At 55.0% G+C, this 15,619-nt stretch carries 13 protein-coding genes; 4 read left to right on the plus strand and 9 right to left on the minus strand.

Annotated features, from left to right (window positions below):
- The first annotated feature begins 1 nt into the window (after position 1).
- A complete protein-coding gene (locus F7R27_RS15080; RefSeq protein ID WP_151705084.1) occupies positions 2-1,180 on the plus strand; it encodes a pilus assembly PilX family protein in 1,179 nt (392 codons plus the stop codon).
- Here F7R27_RS15080 and F7R27_RS15085 read toward each other — a convergent pair whose 3' ends face one another.
- From F7R27_RS15085 to F7R27_RS15115, 7 genes are all read right to left on the minus strand, one after another.
- Positions 1,181-1,681 (minus strand): DNA-deoxyinosine glycosylase, encoded by a 501-nt coding sequence (locus F7R27_RS15085; protein WP_151705085.1) that lies wholly within the window; start codon positions 1,679-1,681, stop codon positions 1,181-1,183.
- Between the two features lie 5 nt (positions 1,682-1,686).
- On the minus strand, positions 1,687-2,097 hold the full coding sequence (gene hepT / locus F7R27_RS15090) for a type VII toxin-antitoxin system HepT family RNase toxin (RefSeq protein WP_151705086.1): 411 nt from the start codon (positions 2,095-2,097) through the stop codon (positions 1,687-1,689).
- Positions 2,082-2,471: a type VII toxin-antitoxin system MntA family adenylyltransferase antitoxin gene (gene mntA / locus F7R27_RS15095; protein ID WP_206060528.1), complete on the minus strand. Its 390-nt coding sequence runs from the start codon at positions 2,469-2,471 to the stop codon at positions 2,082-2,084. Before mntA ends, hepT begins: the two co-directional genes overlap by 16 nt.
- Positions 2,472-2,835: 364 nt before the next feature.
- The gene (gene putP, locus F7R27_RS15100; RefSeq protein ID WP_151705088.1) at positions 2,836-4,326 is read right to left on the minus strand and encodes a sodium/proline symporter PutP; all 1,491 of its coding nucleotides are present in this window, start codon (positions 4,324-4,326) and stop codon (positions 2,836-2,838) included.
- Positions 4,327-4,424: 98 nt separating this feature from the next.
- Positions 4,425-5,144 (minus strand): hypothetical protein, encoded by a 720-nt coding sequence (locus F7R27_RS15105; RefSeq protein WP_151705089.1) that lies wholly within the window; start codon positions 5,142-5,144, stop codon positions 4,425-4,427.
- On the minus strand, positions 5,144-8,266 hold the full coding sequence (gene putA / locus F7R27_RS15110; RefSeq protein WP_151705090.1) for a bifunctional proline dehydrogenase/L-glutamate gamma-semialdehyde dehydrogenase PutA: 3,123 nt from the start codon (positions 8,264-8,266) through the stop codon (positions 5,144-5,146). The genes F7R27_RS15105 and putA overlap by 1 nt, the downstream gene beginning before the upstream one ends.
- 117 nt (positions 8,267-8,383) lie before the next feature.
- Positions 8,384-9,166: an AraC family transcriptional regulator gene (locus F7R27_RS15115; protein ID WP_168927528.1), complete on the minus strand. Its 783-nt coding sequence runs from the start codon at positions 9,164-9,166 to the stop codon at positions 8,384-8,386.
- A 212-nt stretch (positions 9,167-9,378) separates the two neighbouring features.
- Between F7R27_RS15115 and hemE the strand changes: the two genes are divergently transcribed.
- Entirely contained in the window at positions 9,379-10,452 is a 1,074-nt protein-coding gene (gene hemE / locus F7R27_RS15120; protein WP_151705092.1) for a uroporphyrinogen decarboxylase, read from the plus strand.
- Positions 10,439-11,092: a carbonate dehydratase gene (can, locus tag F7R27_RS15125; RefSeq protein ID WP_151705093.1), complete on the plus strand. Its 654-nt coding sequence runs from the start codon at positions 10,439-10,441 to the stop codon at positions 11,090-11,092. Before hemE ends, can begins: the two co-directional genes overlap by 14 nt.
- A gap of 52 nt (positions 11,093-11,144) precedes the next feature.
- Here can and F7R27_RS15130 read toward each other — a convergent pair whose 3' ends face one another.
- Together F7R27_RS15130 and F7R27_RS15135 are read right to left on the minus strand one after the other, a co-directional pair.
- Complete coding sequence (locus tag F7R27_RS15130) at positions 11,145-12,416, minus strand: O-acetylhomoserine aminocarboxypropyltransferase/cysteine synthase family protein (RefSeq protein ID WP_151705094.1); 1,272 nt, start codon at positions 12,414-12,416, stop codon at positions 11,145-11,147.
- Positions 12,417-12,440: 24 nt separating this feature from the next.
- Complete coding sequence (locus tag F7R27_RS15135) at positions 12,441-14,054, minus strand: methyl-accepting chemotaxis protein (RefSeq protein ID WP_168927529.1); 1,614 nt, start codon at positions 14,052-14,054, stop codon at positions 12,441-12,443.
- A 166-nt stretch (positions 14,055-14,220) separates the two neighbouring features.
- Here F7R27_RS15135 and radA point away from each other — a divergent pair, with 166 nt between their 5' ends.
- The gene (gene radA / locus F7R27_RS15140) at positions 14,221-15,603 is read left to right on the plus strand and encodes a DNA repair protein RadA (protein WP_151705096.1); all 1,383 of its coding nucleotides are present in this window, start codon (positions 14,221-14,223) and stop codon (positions 15,601-15,603) included.
- Positions 15,604-15,619 lie beyond the last annotated feature (16 nt).

The raw sequence follows: 15,619 nt of genomic DNA on the forward strand, positions 1-15,619 counted from the left end.
CATGAGTAAAGTACTGTTTAAGGCCAGGCAAAAAGGAGCCATTCTGGTCATCAGCCTATTGCTGTTGCTTGTTGCCAGTATTGTGACTGTGACGGCAATGCGCGGCAGTAATATGCAAGAGCGCATGGTGTCCAACCAGAATAATCAGGCGATAGCTTTTCTGGCGGCTGAAACAGGTGCAAGTGAATTTTGGAACTGGCTATCAAGTGCTCCTTTGGATTGGGATAACATATCCTGGCAAAACTCCTGGCAGGATGTACAAAGCTTGCCTGTAACCTCTTCAGGTGAGCCTTTTGTAGCTGAATTCGGTTATTACTGGATAGATCCGGCAAGTGATATCAATTGGCTGAATGATCGAGTGGAGGTCATCGTCAATGGGTGGGCCAAAACAGGAGAAAATACCGCACCGCTGGCTCAGGTGAGTCTTCAGCTGGTGTTTATGAGGCCGATAGCTGGTGGTGTTGATCCATCCTTCATGGCAGGCCTTCTGGCAGGAGGTAATATTCAGGTGAATGGGAATGCCAACCTTAATGGCAGTGCCCATGCGAATGGTAATTTCAATGTAACGGGCGGGGGGAGCAGCTTGAATGACAGAGCTGGTGTAGATGATGATGGAAATCCTGTGACCATCACCTCTATGGTATCGGCTCAGGGTAGTGCATCGATGAGTGGTGCAGCGGCAGGTTCTGTTACATCCAATACGTCGGCTAGAGATATCCCTTCTGCTTCAGCATATATTAGTACAAATAGTGGGAACCCTGGCGTTATTAATAGCTGTTCCATTCCTTCGGGTGACCTTGGGGGCGCTGTTTATTACTGCAATGGTAATGCGACAACCAGTGGTAACTTTTCAAATGTAACAATTATGGCAACAGGAAATATTGTTCATAATGGCGCTGCTCAGTTAGGTGGTGATCTTGGGAGTACATTAACAGTCAGTATGATTGCCGGAGGGAACATTACAGTAAACGGTAGCAACAGCACTTATGGCGTCTTCTGGATGGATGGAAACCTGACTCAGAATGGCTCGTCAACCTTGGGCGGGTCGATCGTTGCTGGGGGGAACATTACTCGAAATGGGAGGTTTAATTACACTCAGTTCGATGACTTTGGTAACCTGGATTTACCATCAGGTGTGGCCAGTGAGCTGAGTATTTCGCGATGGGTTGAACTGAGGTAATCATCTTAACAGAGCTTTCGACCAGTTGTTCAGTTTACTATCAAAGCTCATCGCCGCATGAGCCGGGCTTGTTGATGGCAGGCGAGTATAGCTGAGATAGTCGAGCCTGAGTTCTGGCAGCGCATGCCGTCGAAAGCTCTGTTCAGCTTTCGCGCCATTGAAGAACACATGTCTGATCTGAGGGTGGCGCCTGAAAAAACTGCTAAAGTCATTGACCCTCAGAGAGCTGCTGTCGATGCTGGCATCCAGACTGCCGACCCGCACACAGGACTCCAGCACATCCCACACAGCAATGCCCTCGGCTTTCAATATCTCCACTCGCTCGTGGTAGGGTAGCTCCGGATGGGCGCCAAACAACTCCCCCATAATCGGCCAGAATGCATTGCGAGGATGCGCATAGTATTGCTGTGCTTTCAGCGAGGCGACACCGGGCATGCTGCCAAGAATCAATATCCGGGCATTCTCGGGCTCAATGGGTGGAAAGCTGTAGATCTGGGTCATATAAATCAGCGTCTGGATATTTGACGAGCAAACTGGCGGAAGTCGTCCAGACGTGTTTTGCATAATGAGTGAACGATTGCCCAGTTGATCGTCTCGTAGGCATGTACTGCCAAATTTCTGAAACCCACGGCCTTGCGGAGTCGTCCGGCCAGATCAGCATCTATCACTCCGGCATTTGACAGCATACTGAAGGCCTCACCCATGGTGGAGGGTGCGCTGGTCTCTGGGTGTGACGCAGCCCAGTGCAGGGCAAGATCAACGCTGAGCTGAACGGCGCGAGTCAGGTTGAGTGATAGAATATCCTGTGCATCGAGATCCTCCTCAAGCTCAGCAACGCTGGCAGGGCAGCGAGATTCAAGTCTTTGTACGCAGCGCCTCAGTGATTCAAGTTTCTGACTGATCAGTTGTTGATCCATGCATCTAACCTCTCTTTCAGCATGCGCTCTTGCAGAGGCACAAAATCAGCATTGGCGATAACATTTTGCAGCATCAGCTTCGCCATCTCCTCTTCGGTACCCATCACTTTAATGCCGGTCGTGACAATCTGATTCAGCAGTGGTTGACCGACTGTTTGCAGATCAATCAGATCTACCGGGCGGCCCGTGATCAGTGTGATCTCTTCAGTCATTGCCATTCGTTGTGAGACAGTCAGTGGCTGATCAAGCTTGACGGCGAAGTCAATGTCGCTGTCGAGCGTTGCTCGACTCTGTGCAACGGAGCCAAACAGAACAGCCAGACGAATATCTGGAAAGGTCGTTTGTAACGATTGAAGATCAGGAATCTTTTTCATGGTGATAAGCATATCATGTCAAGTAAAACGTAACAGATCACACTATAGCAGGCTTATCAGCGACAGGGCAGTGGATGACTTTGTCTGGATTTTACAGATGGCAGCAAAGGCCGTGGAGGGCAGGAAAAGGGTATGCATAAAATAAAAAAAAGGGGCCCTTATGCATCCTTGCGTAATGGGCCCCGTCATCGACTTCCTTGCCGACCGCCATCCCATCCCTGAGTGGACTTTTGAGGTGCTGAACTCCATCAGGCTTATCGGCGTCCTTGCCAACCTCTGACGTTATTTTCGTTGATACGAGTGGGTATGAATATAGGACTTTTTCCTAAATTCAAACAATGTTTGCATTTAGGAGGTCGAAGTATCACAGCCCTTTTAAAACTCGCTCATGCTGAGCCTTGATTTCGGCATCCGGCTCCTCAGTCATCAGTGTCACGACTACAATTGCGATAGTAGCCAGTAACATACCGGGTACGATCTCATAAAGGTCGAAGAGGCCGCCGGTCAGCGGTTTCCAGATAACCACAGTCACTGCACCGACGACAACTCCCGCCAGTGCGCCATGACGATTCATGCGCTTCCAGTAGAGGCTGAAGAGCAGGGCGGGGCCGAAGGCGGCACCGAATCCTGCCCAGGCGTAGGAAACCAGCCCCAGTACTGTGCTGTCAGGGTTAAATGCCAATGCCAGAGCAACCAGCGACAACGCTACAACAGCCAGGCGGCCGACCAGTACGATCTCCTTCTGGGTCGCTTGCTTGTTGAGGAGGTTCTTGTAGATATCTTCTGCCAGAGCGGAGGAGCTGACCAGCAACTGGGAGTCGGCGGTACTCATGATGGCTGCCAGAATCGCTGCCAGCAGAATGCCTGCAATCACCGGGTGGAACAGGGCGCTGACCAGTACCATGAAGATGGTTTCGCCATCTCCCAGCTCTCCACCGAGATGCGTGTTGACATAAACCAGACCGGACAGACCGACAAAAACAGCTCCCGCCATTGCCAGTGCACTCCAGCCAACGGCGATATTACGTGCGGTCGGAATGTCGGCATTGCTGCGACAGGCAGCAAAACGCGCCAGGATGTGTGGCTGGCCGAAGTAACCCAGACCCCAGGCAGCCAGAGAGATGATGGCAATCAGACTCAGTGCCTCACCATCGGTGCCATTGAATAGCGTCAGCAACTCCGGGTTGATCTGTTCGATCGAGGTGAACATGGCGCCCATGCCGCCATCAGCCTGAATCACGATGATCGGCACAATCAGCAGTGCAGCAGCCATCAGCAGGCCCTGTACCAGATCGGTCCAGGATACGGCCAGAAAACCACCGAACAGTGTGTAGGAGACAACACAGACAGTACCGATGATGACCGCGATGGTGTAGTCAAAACCAAAGACTGTCTCGAACAGTTTGCCACCGGCAACCAGGCCAGAGCTGGTATAAAACAGGAAGAACACCAGTACGAAGAAGGCCGAGGTGACCTGCAGCAGACGGCTGTGATCGCGGAAGCGGTTGGCCAGAAACTCCGGCAGCGTCAGTGCATCGTTGGCTTCAATACTGTAAGTGCGCAGGCGCTTGGCAACAAACTGCCAGTTGGCCCAGGTGCCGAGTAACAGACCGCCTGCAAGCCAGAGTGACTCCATCCCGGCAGCATAAGCATAACCGGGAAGGCCAAGCAGCAGCCATCCACTCATATCGGAAGCGCCGGCAGACAATGCTGCTGGCCAGGGCCCAAGAGAGCGGCCACCCAGAAAATAATCTGAAGAGCTGGCAGTACGTTTATAGGCATAGATACCTATTACCACCATCATTATCAGATACGCCAGAAAGGTAGCGTAAACGGCAAAAATGTTGTCGGACATGAAGTTCCTCATCATAAGCCCTCACGGGCTATCATGTTGTTTTTGTTGGCTTGGGATGGATGCCGCTCATCGCAGGTACGATGAGCGGCGGACAGGGCTCAGCCGTTGCCGAGCTCAAGAAGTGTGGCGTTGCCACCGACCGCAGTGGTGTTGATGGAGCGGGTTTTCTCAGTGACAAAGCGCAGCATGTGATCTGGTTGCAGCAGGTGCGTGCAACCGATGGGGTCTGTTTCCGGTATCAACTGCACCAGCAGGCCGTTGCGCTCAGCCAGTTGCCGGTTCAGTGTGATCAGTTCCTCTTCTGTACACACGGGCGCTACCAGGCTTATCTCTTCCAACTGCGACAGGCTGTAGGTGTTCAATGCCGGATGATGCTGCAGCACTGCCTGGGATATACCGGCAGCATGCAGCTGCTTGCAGATGCTCTCACACCAGTCGGTCTGGCTGGGCAGGCTGACCAGGACGCAGTTACCGCATACCAGCGCAGTGATGAGCTGACCCAGAAATGCCACCTGATGGCTTTGATCAGTGCCATGAACAACGGCAACGCCACGGCCGTTAAGGTACAGCTCATTGCATTCACCTGTAGGGCCCGGCAGTTCGTGAATCTTTTCCAGTCGTGCGGCGCGCTCCAGCAGCAGCTGCAGAAGCTTTTGTGCTTCACGTGGCAGTGTCTGTTTGCTCAGAGCGGCAGACAGGCGCTCGCTGCGTGTTTTGAAGCCGAGGCTGTTCCAGTTCTCCCAGGCAGCCAGCGCCGAGGTGAGAGCTTGTCCAGTATTAGAGTCTCCAGTAACAGAGTGTCCAGTAACAGGGTTCATCAGTTGGCCTCCTGAACAGGCATGAGTCGTGTAAAACGCTGCAGATAGTGAGGGCCACCCGCTTTGGGGCCAGTACCGGATAGTCCCTGACCACCGAAGGGCTGAACGCCGACTACAGCGCCGATCTGATTACGGTTGATATAGGCGTTACCAACCTTGGCACGAGCTTCAATGCGTGCAGCAGTGCGCTCGTTACGGCTGTGAACGCCCAGCGTCAGACCATATCCGGTGGCATTGATGGTGTCGATCAGCTTGTCCAGTTCGTTGGCCTTGTAACGTACCAGGTGGATGATCGGGCCAAACTGCTCACGCCCGAGTTGATCAATCGACTTGATCTCGAAGGCGGTCGGCGGCACGAATGTTCCGTAGCTGGCTTCTGCCGGCATGGCTGTCTGGGCAATCAGGCTGGACTGAGCTTTCATCTTCTCGATATGTTGCAGCAGTCCCTGCTGTGCGCCCTGATCGATTACCGGGCCTACGTCAGTGCTGTGCAGGCGTGGATCGCCGACTTTCAGCTCGGCCATCGCGCCCTTCAGCAGCTCAATGATGCGATCGGCAATATCGGTCTGCACACACAGAATACGCAGAGCAGAGCAGCGCTGTCCGGCAGAGGCAAAACCGGACAACACCGCATCCGTGACCACCTGCTCGGGCAGGGCGGTTGAGTCCACGATCATCGCATTCTGACCACCTGTTTCGGCGATAAGAGGCACAGGTGCGGCATCGCGACGTGACAGGGCGCGATTGATCAGGTGTGCCGTTTCCGTAGAGCCGGTGAAGGCTACACCATTGATGCGGGTGTCGGATGTCAGCGGTGCACCGACGTTGGCACCGTCACCTGGCAGCAGTTGAATAGCGCTGCCCGGAACGCCTGCCTCAAGCATCAATTCAATGGCGCGATAGGCGATCAGACTGGTCTGTTCGGCAGGTTTGGCAATAACGCTGTTACCGGCAGCCAGTGCTGCAGTCACCTGACCGAGGAAAATAGCCAGCGGGAAGTTCCAGGGGCTGATGCAGACAAAAATGCCGCGTCTGCGCCTTTCCCAGTTGCGTCCGGTACCCTGAAGATCCGGCAACATGAACGGATGGCCGCAATCCTCTTCAGCCTGATTGGCATAGAAACGGCAGAAGTCGACCGCTTCACGCACTTCATCAATGCTGTCTTGGATAGTTTTGCCCGCTTCCATATGGCACAACGCCACAAATTCAGCCAGGTGCTCTTCAAGCAGATCGCCCAGGCGACGCAGTGCATCGGCACGAGTTTTAACGGGTGTCTGCTGCCACTCAGTGTACCCCCGCGTGGCCACGTCCATCGCCTGCTCAACCAGTGCCTTGTTGGCAAAGGAAACGCTGCCGACCAGAATGCGGGTGTCGTGAGGTGCCTTCACCGGGTGTGGCTCTGCCCCAGCCACCGGCTTGCCATCAATCAGAGACTGTCCCTGCCACTGGCGGTTGAGATGCGATTTGATCTCGGCGCTGAAAGGCGTCCACTCGGATTCGATATCGATATTCGGGCTGAAGGAGTTCTTCCGTGAGTCCCCGAAAATATCGATCGGCAGAGGGATTTTTGGATTGTGCAGCGGCTGGCGCTCACGCAGTACCTGCCAGGGGTGCTGAACCAGTTCGCTGATCGGGCAGCGCGCATCCACCAGACGGTGAACAAATGAGCTGTTGGCACCGTTTTCCAGCAGGCGACGCACCAGATACGGCAGCAGATCCTTGTGGTTACCGACTGGCGCATAGATACGCACCGACACGCCGGTTTCGTCCAGCACCTTGTTGTACAGGGCATCACCCATGCCATGCAGGCGCTGGAACTCGAACTGGCGATGGGTGGCCTTGGTCATGATCGCTGAAACAGTATGGGCATTATGGCTGGCAAACTGTGGCCAGATCAGGCCGCACAGGTGTTCGCTTAGCAGAAAACGTGCGCAGGCCAGATAAGCGGTGTCGGTGGCTTCCTTGCGTGTATAAACCGGGTAGCCAGACAGTCCGCGTTGCTGGCAGAGTTTGATTTCGCTGTCCCAGTAGGCACCTTTTACCAGGCGCAGTGGAATCATGTCGCCCTGCTGTTTTGCCAGTCCGGCCAGCCATGCCAGTACCGGCAGGGCGCGCTTGGAGTAGGCCTGTACCACCAGTCCGAAGCCACCCCAGCCACGCACGGATTCGTGCTGGTAAAGCTTCTTGAACAGGCGCAGTGACAGCTCCAGCCGATCCATCTCTTCGGCGTCAATGGTGATGGCCACATCCAGAGCACGGGCACGACGTACCAGACGGATAACGGTTTCATACAGCTCGGTCAGTACGCGCTCTTCCTGCGCAAACTCATAGCGCGGGTGCAGTGCAGACAGCTTGATGGAAACGCTGGGCTTGGGGCCTTTGGCCTTCTTGTCCTGGTGGTTGCCGACAACGTCGATGGCGCGCGCGTAGTCATTGAAGTACTTGCTGGCATCAGCAGCGGTCAGTGCTGCCTCACCAAGCATATCGAAGGAGTAGGTGTAACCTTTCTGACGAAACTTGCTGCCACGATCCAGCGCTTCATTGATGCTGCGCCCCAGTACGAACTGGTGGCCCATCACTTTCATCGCCTGTTGCATAGCGTTGCGGATCACCGGCTCGCTCATGCGATTGACCAAGCGGTTGATGATGCCAGCGGGTGAGCCATCTTCACGCTCATCCATCGTGACCACTTTGCCGGTCAGCAACAGGCCCCAGGTGGAGGCATTGACCAGCAGGGATTCGGAGTTGCGCAGATGCTTTTTCCAGTCAGCGACGCTGAGTTTGTCGCGGATCAGTGCATCGGCAGTATCGGCATCGGGAATACGCATCAGTGCTTCTGCCAGGCACATCAGCAGAATGCCCTCTTTGGTATCCAGACTGTATTCGAGCAGCAGCGCATCGATCATATGGATCGCGTCGTCGTCGGCGCGCACGCGCTCGATCAGAGATGCCGCCAGCTTTTCGGTCTTTTCAATCTCACCCGAGCGCGGTTCGGCCAGCGGCATCAACTCCCTGAGCCAGATATCTTCATCAATGCTGTAGAGTGGAGAGATCGCCTGCCAGAGTGTCTCTTCGGGTTGAGAGATCCAGGCCGGATCCAGTACGTCGATCGCTTTGAACATTATCGCTATCCTCAAATGTTTCAGATCATCAGGGTTAAGTGTAGGCCTGATGATCGACAATGAGGTCACTTTAAAGACAAAAGATGCGCAGCGTCTTGCACAAAGCTATGGTGTTTTTCACTGATCCTCTGGCTGCTGCCAGTCTTTCCGATAGCGGGCAGGAGAGATATTGAAGTAGGCGGTGAAGGCGCGAGTCAGCGCACTCTGGTTGGAAAATCCGAAACGCGAAGCGATCTGTGCGAGCGATTCATGACCCTGCTTGAGTGCCTGGAGCACGCCGTCCAGACGGCGTTTAAGCACATATTGCTGCGGTGTCGTGCCTGCCTGCATACGGAAGCGTTCATAGAACTGGCTGCTGCTGAGATAGACAAGTCCGGCGAGCTCAGCCACATTGATACGACGTTCGATATTCAGGTCGATGTAGTTGTCGATCATATCCATATTGATCCCCCCCTGCCAACGTGGCAAAGGTTGGCGATCGAGCATCTCCATATGACGCTGCAACGCGCAGATCACGGTATTGCTGCAGGCGGTCTGCAGGAGTTTGTCATTCGGGTTGTAGCGCATCTCCCGACTCAGTGCGGTGATCAGTATCTGCAGATCACTGCTGCAACTGATGTACTGGGACTGGCGAAAGAGCTGTTCTATGCGGCGTTGCTGATGTTGATCGTTACTGAAGGTGGGCAGGTTGATGACGACGATATGGTTTTTGCCCATGCCCCAGAAGGCATGATCGGTAGCGCAGGGCAGCAGGCAACCCCTGCCGGTTGTCAGTGGCTGCGCATCCCCGGCGATATTGAACTCGGTATTCCCGTCCAGGCCGAAGACAAGCTGGTGATAATCGTGATCATGATGTTCGGCGTTCTCAGGTAAACTGATCACTTCTGCCTGTTTAACCATGTTGCAGATCACTATATTCGGGTTCTGTGTCATCAAGATGCTTGGAGTTGGTCCTCTCGGGGCCAACCTCTGTATACTAACACAGCAATTGATCCAGCTCACTAATGTCCCAAACAATGTGTCTCCACAATGTGCGCCCAACGCTAAGCATTCGCAGTGGCAAAAAGGTACAATAGGGCAGATTTAATTTTACCGAACAGGATCCAGTATCGATGGCTGAGTTGAAGAATGACCGTTTTTTACGCGCCCTGCTGCGTGAACCAGTTGATGTCACGCCTGTATGGATGATGCGTCAGGCCGGGCGTTATTTGCCCGAATACAAGGCAACGCGTGCCAGAGCCGGTGATTTTCTGAGTCTGTGCAAGAACCGTGAGCTGGCCTGTGAGGTGACCCTGCAGCCGCTGGAGCGCTATGATCTGGATGCCGCGATACTCTTCTCGGATATTCTGACGATTCCTGATGCGATGGGGCTGGGGCTCTATTTTGAAGAGGGCGAGGGTCCGCGTTTTCGTAAGGTGATGCGCACCGAGGCGGATGTAGCAGCGCTGCCGATCCCCGATGTCGCCAGTGATCTCGACTATGTCATGGCCGCTGTGACGGAGATCCGCTCAGCGCTGGGTGGCCGGGTACCGCTGATCGGTTTTTCCGGCAGCCCCTGGACACTTGCCACCTACATGGTGGAGGGTGGTTCAAGCAAGGACTTTCGCCATATCAAGCAGATGATGTATGCCACCCCTGAGGTGCTGCATGAGCTGCTGGATAAGCTGGCGCAGACAGTGACGGCGTATCTGAACGAACAGATCAGATCCGGTGCTCAGGCAGTGCAGATTTTTGATACCTGGGGTGGTGTGCTCAGTGGCCCTATGTACCGGGAGTTTTCGCTCAAGTATATGAGTCAGATAGTGTCAGGCCTGATACGCGAGCACGAAGGTCGCCGTGTGCCGGTGATACTGTTCACCAAGAATGGCGGTCAGTGGCTCGAAACCATGCTCGAAGCCGGTGCGGATGCCTTGGGGCTGGATTGGACGACCGACCTCGGTGATGCCCGCCGGCGGGTGGGCGGCCAGGTAGCTCTGCAGGGCAATATGGACCCGAGTGTACTGTATGCGCCACCAGCGCGTATTCGTGCCGAAGTGGCCGACCTGCTGGCGCGCTATGGCGCGGGCAATGGTCATGTTTTCAACCTCGGGCATGGTATTCACCAGTTTGTTGACCCAGAGCATGCAGGTGTATTTATCGAAGCCGTTCATGAACTCAGCGCAAAGTATCACGATGAAAAGGCTTAATACACTATTCGACAGTAACCGTGAATGGTCCGATCGCATTTCTCAGCAGGATCCTGATTTCTTCCCGACCCTGGCGTCGCAGCAGGCGCCTGAATATCTCTGGATCGGTTGTTCCGACAGCCGTGTACCAGCTAATGAGATAGTGGACCTGATGCCGGGTGAGCTGTTTGTGCATCGCAACGTGTCCAACCTGGTGATCCATACTGATATGAACTGCCTGTCTGTCCTGCAATATGCGGTACAGGTGTTGAAGGTGACACATATCATGGTAGTGGGGCATTATGGCTGTGGCGGCGTTCGGGCGGCGCTTGAAGACAGACCGCATGGATTGATTGATAACTGGCTGGGCCATATCCGGGATGTCTATGCCAAGCATCGTGACATCATTGGTGAATGGCAGGATGAGCCAAAGCAGTTCGATCTGATGTGTGAGCTGAACGTTATCGAACAGGCGGAGAATGTCTGTAACACCACGGTGTTGCGAGAAGCCTGGGCACGCGATCAGGAGGTGACGGTGCATGCCTGGATATACGGTTTGAAAGATGGCTTGCTGACCGACCTGCGCTTCTGTGCTGGTGGGTTGGATGAAGTGGAAGCAGAGTACCAGCAGGCTGTGGAGCGCGTGCGTAGCGCTGTTTAGTCTTTGCTGCAGGGCAGGGATCTGTCACAGACCTTGCCCTGCTTGTGTGTTATCAGGCCTTGCTCAGCGCCTGTTCAAGATCTGCCAGCAGGTCATCAATATGCTCGATACCGATCGACAGCCTGACCATCTCAGGTGCCACACCGGCTGATTTCAACTCTGCATCATTCAACTGGCGATGCGTCGTTTCGGCCGGAATGGATGCCAGGGATTTGCAGTCACCGATATTCACCAGGCGCAGGAAAATATTCAGCGCATCATAGAAGCGACGTGTGCCTTCGCGCCCAGCCTTGAGGCCAAAACTGAGAATGCCTGACGCCTGTCCCTGCATATACTTCTGAGCCAGGGCATGGTCTTTGTGTGAAGGAAGGCCGGCATAGTTGATCCAGTCTACTGCATCATGCTGCTCAAGGTACTCGGCGATCTTTTGTGTGTTGTTGCAGATACGCTCCATACGCAGGGGCAGGGTTTCCAGGCCCTGAATCAACAGAAAGGCATTCATCGGTGACAGCGCTGCACCCATATTGCGCAGTGGGACAACACGGGCACGACCAATGAAGGCGGCTGGCCCGAAGGCATCAGTATAAACAACGCCATGATAGGAGGGGTCCGGCTCATTCAGTAACGGGAAGCGATCCTTGTGATCGGCCCAGGGGAACTTGCCGGAGTCGACGATTACGCCGCCGATGGAGTTACCATGTCCACCGATATACTTGGTCGCGGCCGTGACGATGATGTCGGCACCCTGTTCGATGGGGCGCCACAACGCGGGGCTTGGGACGGTGTTATCCACAATCAGTGGTACACCATGACGATGGGCGATCTCGGCCAGCTTTTCGATATCGGCAATGCCGCCGGATGGGTTGCCGATTGACTCGCAATACAGCCCTTTGGTGCGGTTGTCGATCTTGCTTTCGATATCGGCAAAGTCATCCTTGTTAACGAAACGCACCTCGATGCCCTGCCGAGGCAGAGTGTGGGCGAACAGATTGTAGGTGCCACCATAGAGTTCGCTGACGGAGATGATATTGTCACCGACCTCTGCCAGCGTTTGAATCGTGTAGGTGATGGCAGCCATGCCTGAAGCGACCGCCAGACCCGCAATCCCGCCTTCGAGAGCAGCAACGCGCTGTTCCAGTACGTCGGAGGTCGGATTCATGATGCGGGTATAGATATTACCGGCAACTTTAAGATCAAACAGATCCGCACCATGCTGCGCATTATCAAAGGCGTAGGAGGTGGTCTGGTAGACGGGTACAGCGACTGCCTTGGTTGTGGGGTCAGGCGCGTAGCCGGCATGTACGGCGAGGGTTTCCAGTTTCATTGTGTGTCCTTTGTTTTTTTGTGGTCAGTTTGATGTTCGGGTCAGTGAGTTGACCGCCGCATCTATCTCATCCGCCAGAGAACTGAGTTCTCGGACAGTTTCACGAACTCGAATGGACTGTGCCAGGGTAGTACTGGTGATATCGGCCAGTTCCTGCACATTGCGATTGATATCCTCAGCGACCTGTCCCTGCTCCTCGGCACCGGTTGCGACCTGAAGTGTCATATCATTTATTGAACTCACTGACTCGATGATTTCACCGAGACTATGATGTCCCTGTTCGACGCGGCTCACGCTCTCGGTAGTCTCCTGCTTGCTGGCATGCATCGCATCGATTACCTCATTGGCTCCACGCTGTACGCTGGCGATAATCTCGGAGATCTCCTGAGTAGAGGCCTGGGTGCGCCCCGCGAGGGTGCGCACTTCATCGGCGACCACGGCAAAGCCCCGTCCATGTTCACCGGCACGGGCTGATTCGATAGCGGCATTCAGTGCCAGCAGGTTGGTCTGCTCAGCAATGGAGCCGATCACCTCTACTACGCTGCCCACTCGATCCGTTTCCTTGATCAGATTCTCAAGCTTCTCAGACAGACTGTTGACCTGTTGTTCGAGATTGCGCATCCCTTCGGCGGCCAGCGCCATCTGTTCACCACCGCTGGTGGCAGTCTGGCGAGACACTTCAGAAGCATTGGCAGCAGCCGCTGTGTTCTGAGCGATTTCACGGACTGTTGCGGCCATCTCATGCATGGCGGTGGCTACCAGTTCAGCGCGTTCGGATTGTATTCCCGCACCCTGCTGTATTTCACCGGAGGCGCTCTCAAGCTCCTGAGTGTTATGCTTTAGTCCTTCCACAACGGCCGTCATGCTGTTGACCGAGTGGAGCAGATGGCCCTGCAACTCCACGGCGGCACGTGCCAGGTCACCCAGTTCGTCTGCTCTTTCAGCATGAGGGATGCTATGGCTGAAACTGCCTTGAGCCAGTAGTTTGATCTCTTTGATCAGTTGCATCATCGGTTTGATGAAGTAGCGGCGGGCGAAAAAGGCACTGATGAAGGAGACCAGCAGCACACTGGTAACCAGCAGAATTATCGTGAGTTGAAAGCGTGCAGCCGAACTGGCTTGTATCTCGGCGGAGCCACGTTCGGCATTGGCTGCAAAGTGGGCGGCCAGATCCTGCAGGATGCTAGCAGGTTCCACCTCCATTTCCCGCACCGCATTGTCGCCGGACATGAAATCCATGCCGAAACGCTGATAGAGCTCGTAACCGGCATGGAAACCCTCCATCATGGTGGCATAGCTGTTGATGAAGCGCTCCAGATCGGCACGCTCCTGCTCCGACGTCGTGCGGGACAGAAGAGACTGAGCATCCTGCTCGATACTGGCCTGCAGATCATTGAACTGCTGCCAGTAGAGGTCGTGCAGGGTGTTGTCAAAGCCCCTGATCATCAGATAGTTCCAGGCCTGTACCTGGGTGTTGAAATCGACCGCGATAGCGGAGATGGTGCGTTCCTGCGTCAACTCGGTTTCCAGCAGGTTGTCGTACTGCTGTGTGAGGCGTTGCAGCGAGAAAAGACCGGCAATCGAGATCACCAGTATGAGAGCGAAGACGACCGTCAACGCCAGTTGAAATTTTGCCATCAGACTTTTCAGCATCCTGCGTACCCCCCGGTAGGCTGTTATAATTATTGTTTGAGTTATTTTATTGATTTTAATAGGTTGTCGCCACAAAGCAATTGCCAGGGTGACCGCCCTTTCCGTTCGACGTGCCTTGTCGATATCCGGATACTTTACCAAGGAGCTGTTGATGGCTAAAGCGAAATCCGCCTATGTCTGTAATGATTGCGGTGCTGAGTACAGCAAATGGCAGGGCCAGTGTACGGCCTGTGGTGCCTGGAATACGCTGAGTGAGGTACGCCTCGGCAGTCTCTCGGCAGCATCCGGCTCACGCGGGGCGCGTTATGAAGGCTACGCCGGAAATGCAGACCCTGCGCACAAGCGCGTGATCAGCCTGAGTGAGGTGGACCTGCAGGATACGGCTCGGATTCCCACTGGCACGGGTGAGCTGGATCGTGTGCTGGGCGGTGGATTGGTGCCCGGGTCGGCTGTACTGATCGGTGGTCATCCCGGTGCCGGTAAAAGCACGCTGTTGCTGCAGACGCTGTGTCATCTGGCGGAATCTCTGCCGGTGCTCTACGTCACTGGTGAGGAGTCCCTGCAGCAGGTGGCGATGCGTGCCGCTCGCTTGGGCCTGAAAGCCGACAATATGAAGATGTTGTCGGAAACGTCGGTCGAGACCATCTGTGATGTGGCGCAGCATTTGAAACCGAAGGTACTGGTGATCGATTCTATCCAGGTGATGCATGTGGCCGATGTGCAGTCGGCCCCTGGCTCGGTGGCTCAGGTGCGTGAAGGCGCCGCTTTTCTGACCCGCTATGCCAAGCAGACAGGTACCGTGCTGTTTCTGGTCGGGCATGTGACCAAAGATGGGTCGCTGGCTGGCCCGAAGGTGCTGGAGCATATGATCGACTGCTCTTTGCAGCTAGAGGGATCATCCGACAGCCGTTATCGCACGTTGCGCAGCCATAAGAATCGTTTTGGTGCAGTGAACGAGCTGGGGGTGTTTGCGATGCTCGAAACCGGGCTCAAAGAGGTGCGTAATCCCAGCTCCATATTTCTCAATCGTGGCTCGGAAGCCAGCTCGGGCAGCGTCGTGATGGTGCTCTGGGAGGGGACTCGTCCGCTTCTGGTAGAGTTGCAGGCGCTGGTGGATCAGTCACATCTGGCCAATCCGCGCCGTGTGGCGGTCGGACTGGATCATAATCGTCTGGCGATGCTGTTGGCGGTGTTGCACCGCCATGGCGGGTTGATGACCGGAGATCAGGATGTGTTCGTCAACGTTGTCGGTGGTGTCAAGGTGCTGGAAACCAGCGCCGATCTGGCGCTGCTGCTGGCGGTGGTGTCGAGCTTTCGTGATCAGGTGCTGCCGCATGATCTGATCGTATTCGGTGAGGTGGGGCTATCGGGCGAGATCAGGCCGGTGCAGAATGGCCAGGAGCGTATACGCGAGGCGGCCAAACACGGCTTCAAACGCGCTATCGTTCCCAAGGCCAATGTACCCAAGGAGCGGCTCGGTGATATCCAGGTGATAGGGGTTCAGAGCCTGTCGGAAGCGCTGGATCAGCTCTGAGAAGGCTGCTCGCGAT

This window comes from Nitrincola alkalilacustris (assembly GCF_008973755.1).
GTDB lineage: Bacteria > Pseudomonadota > Gammaproteobacteria > Pseudomonadales > Balneatricaceae > Nitrincola > Nitrincola alkalilacustris.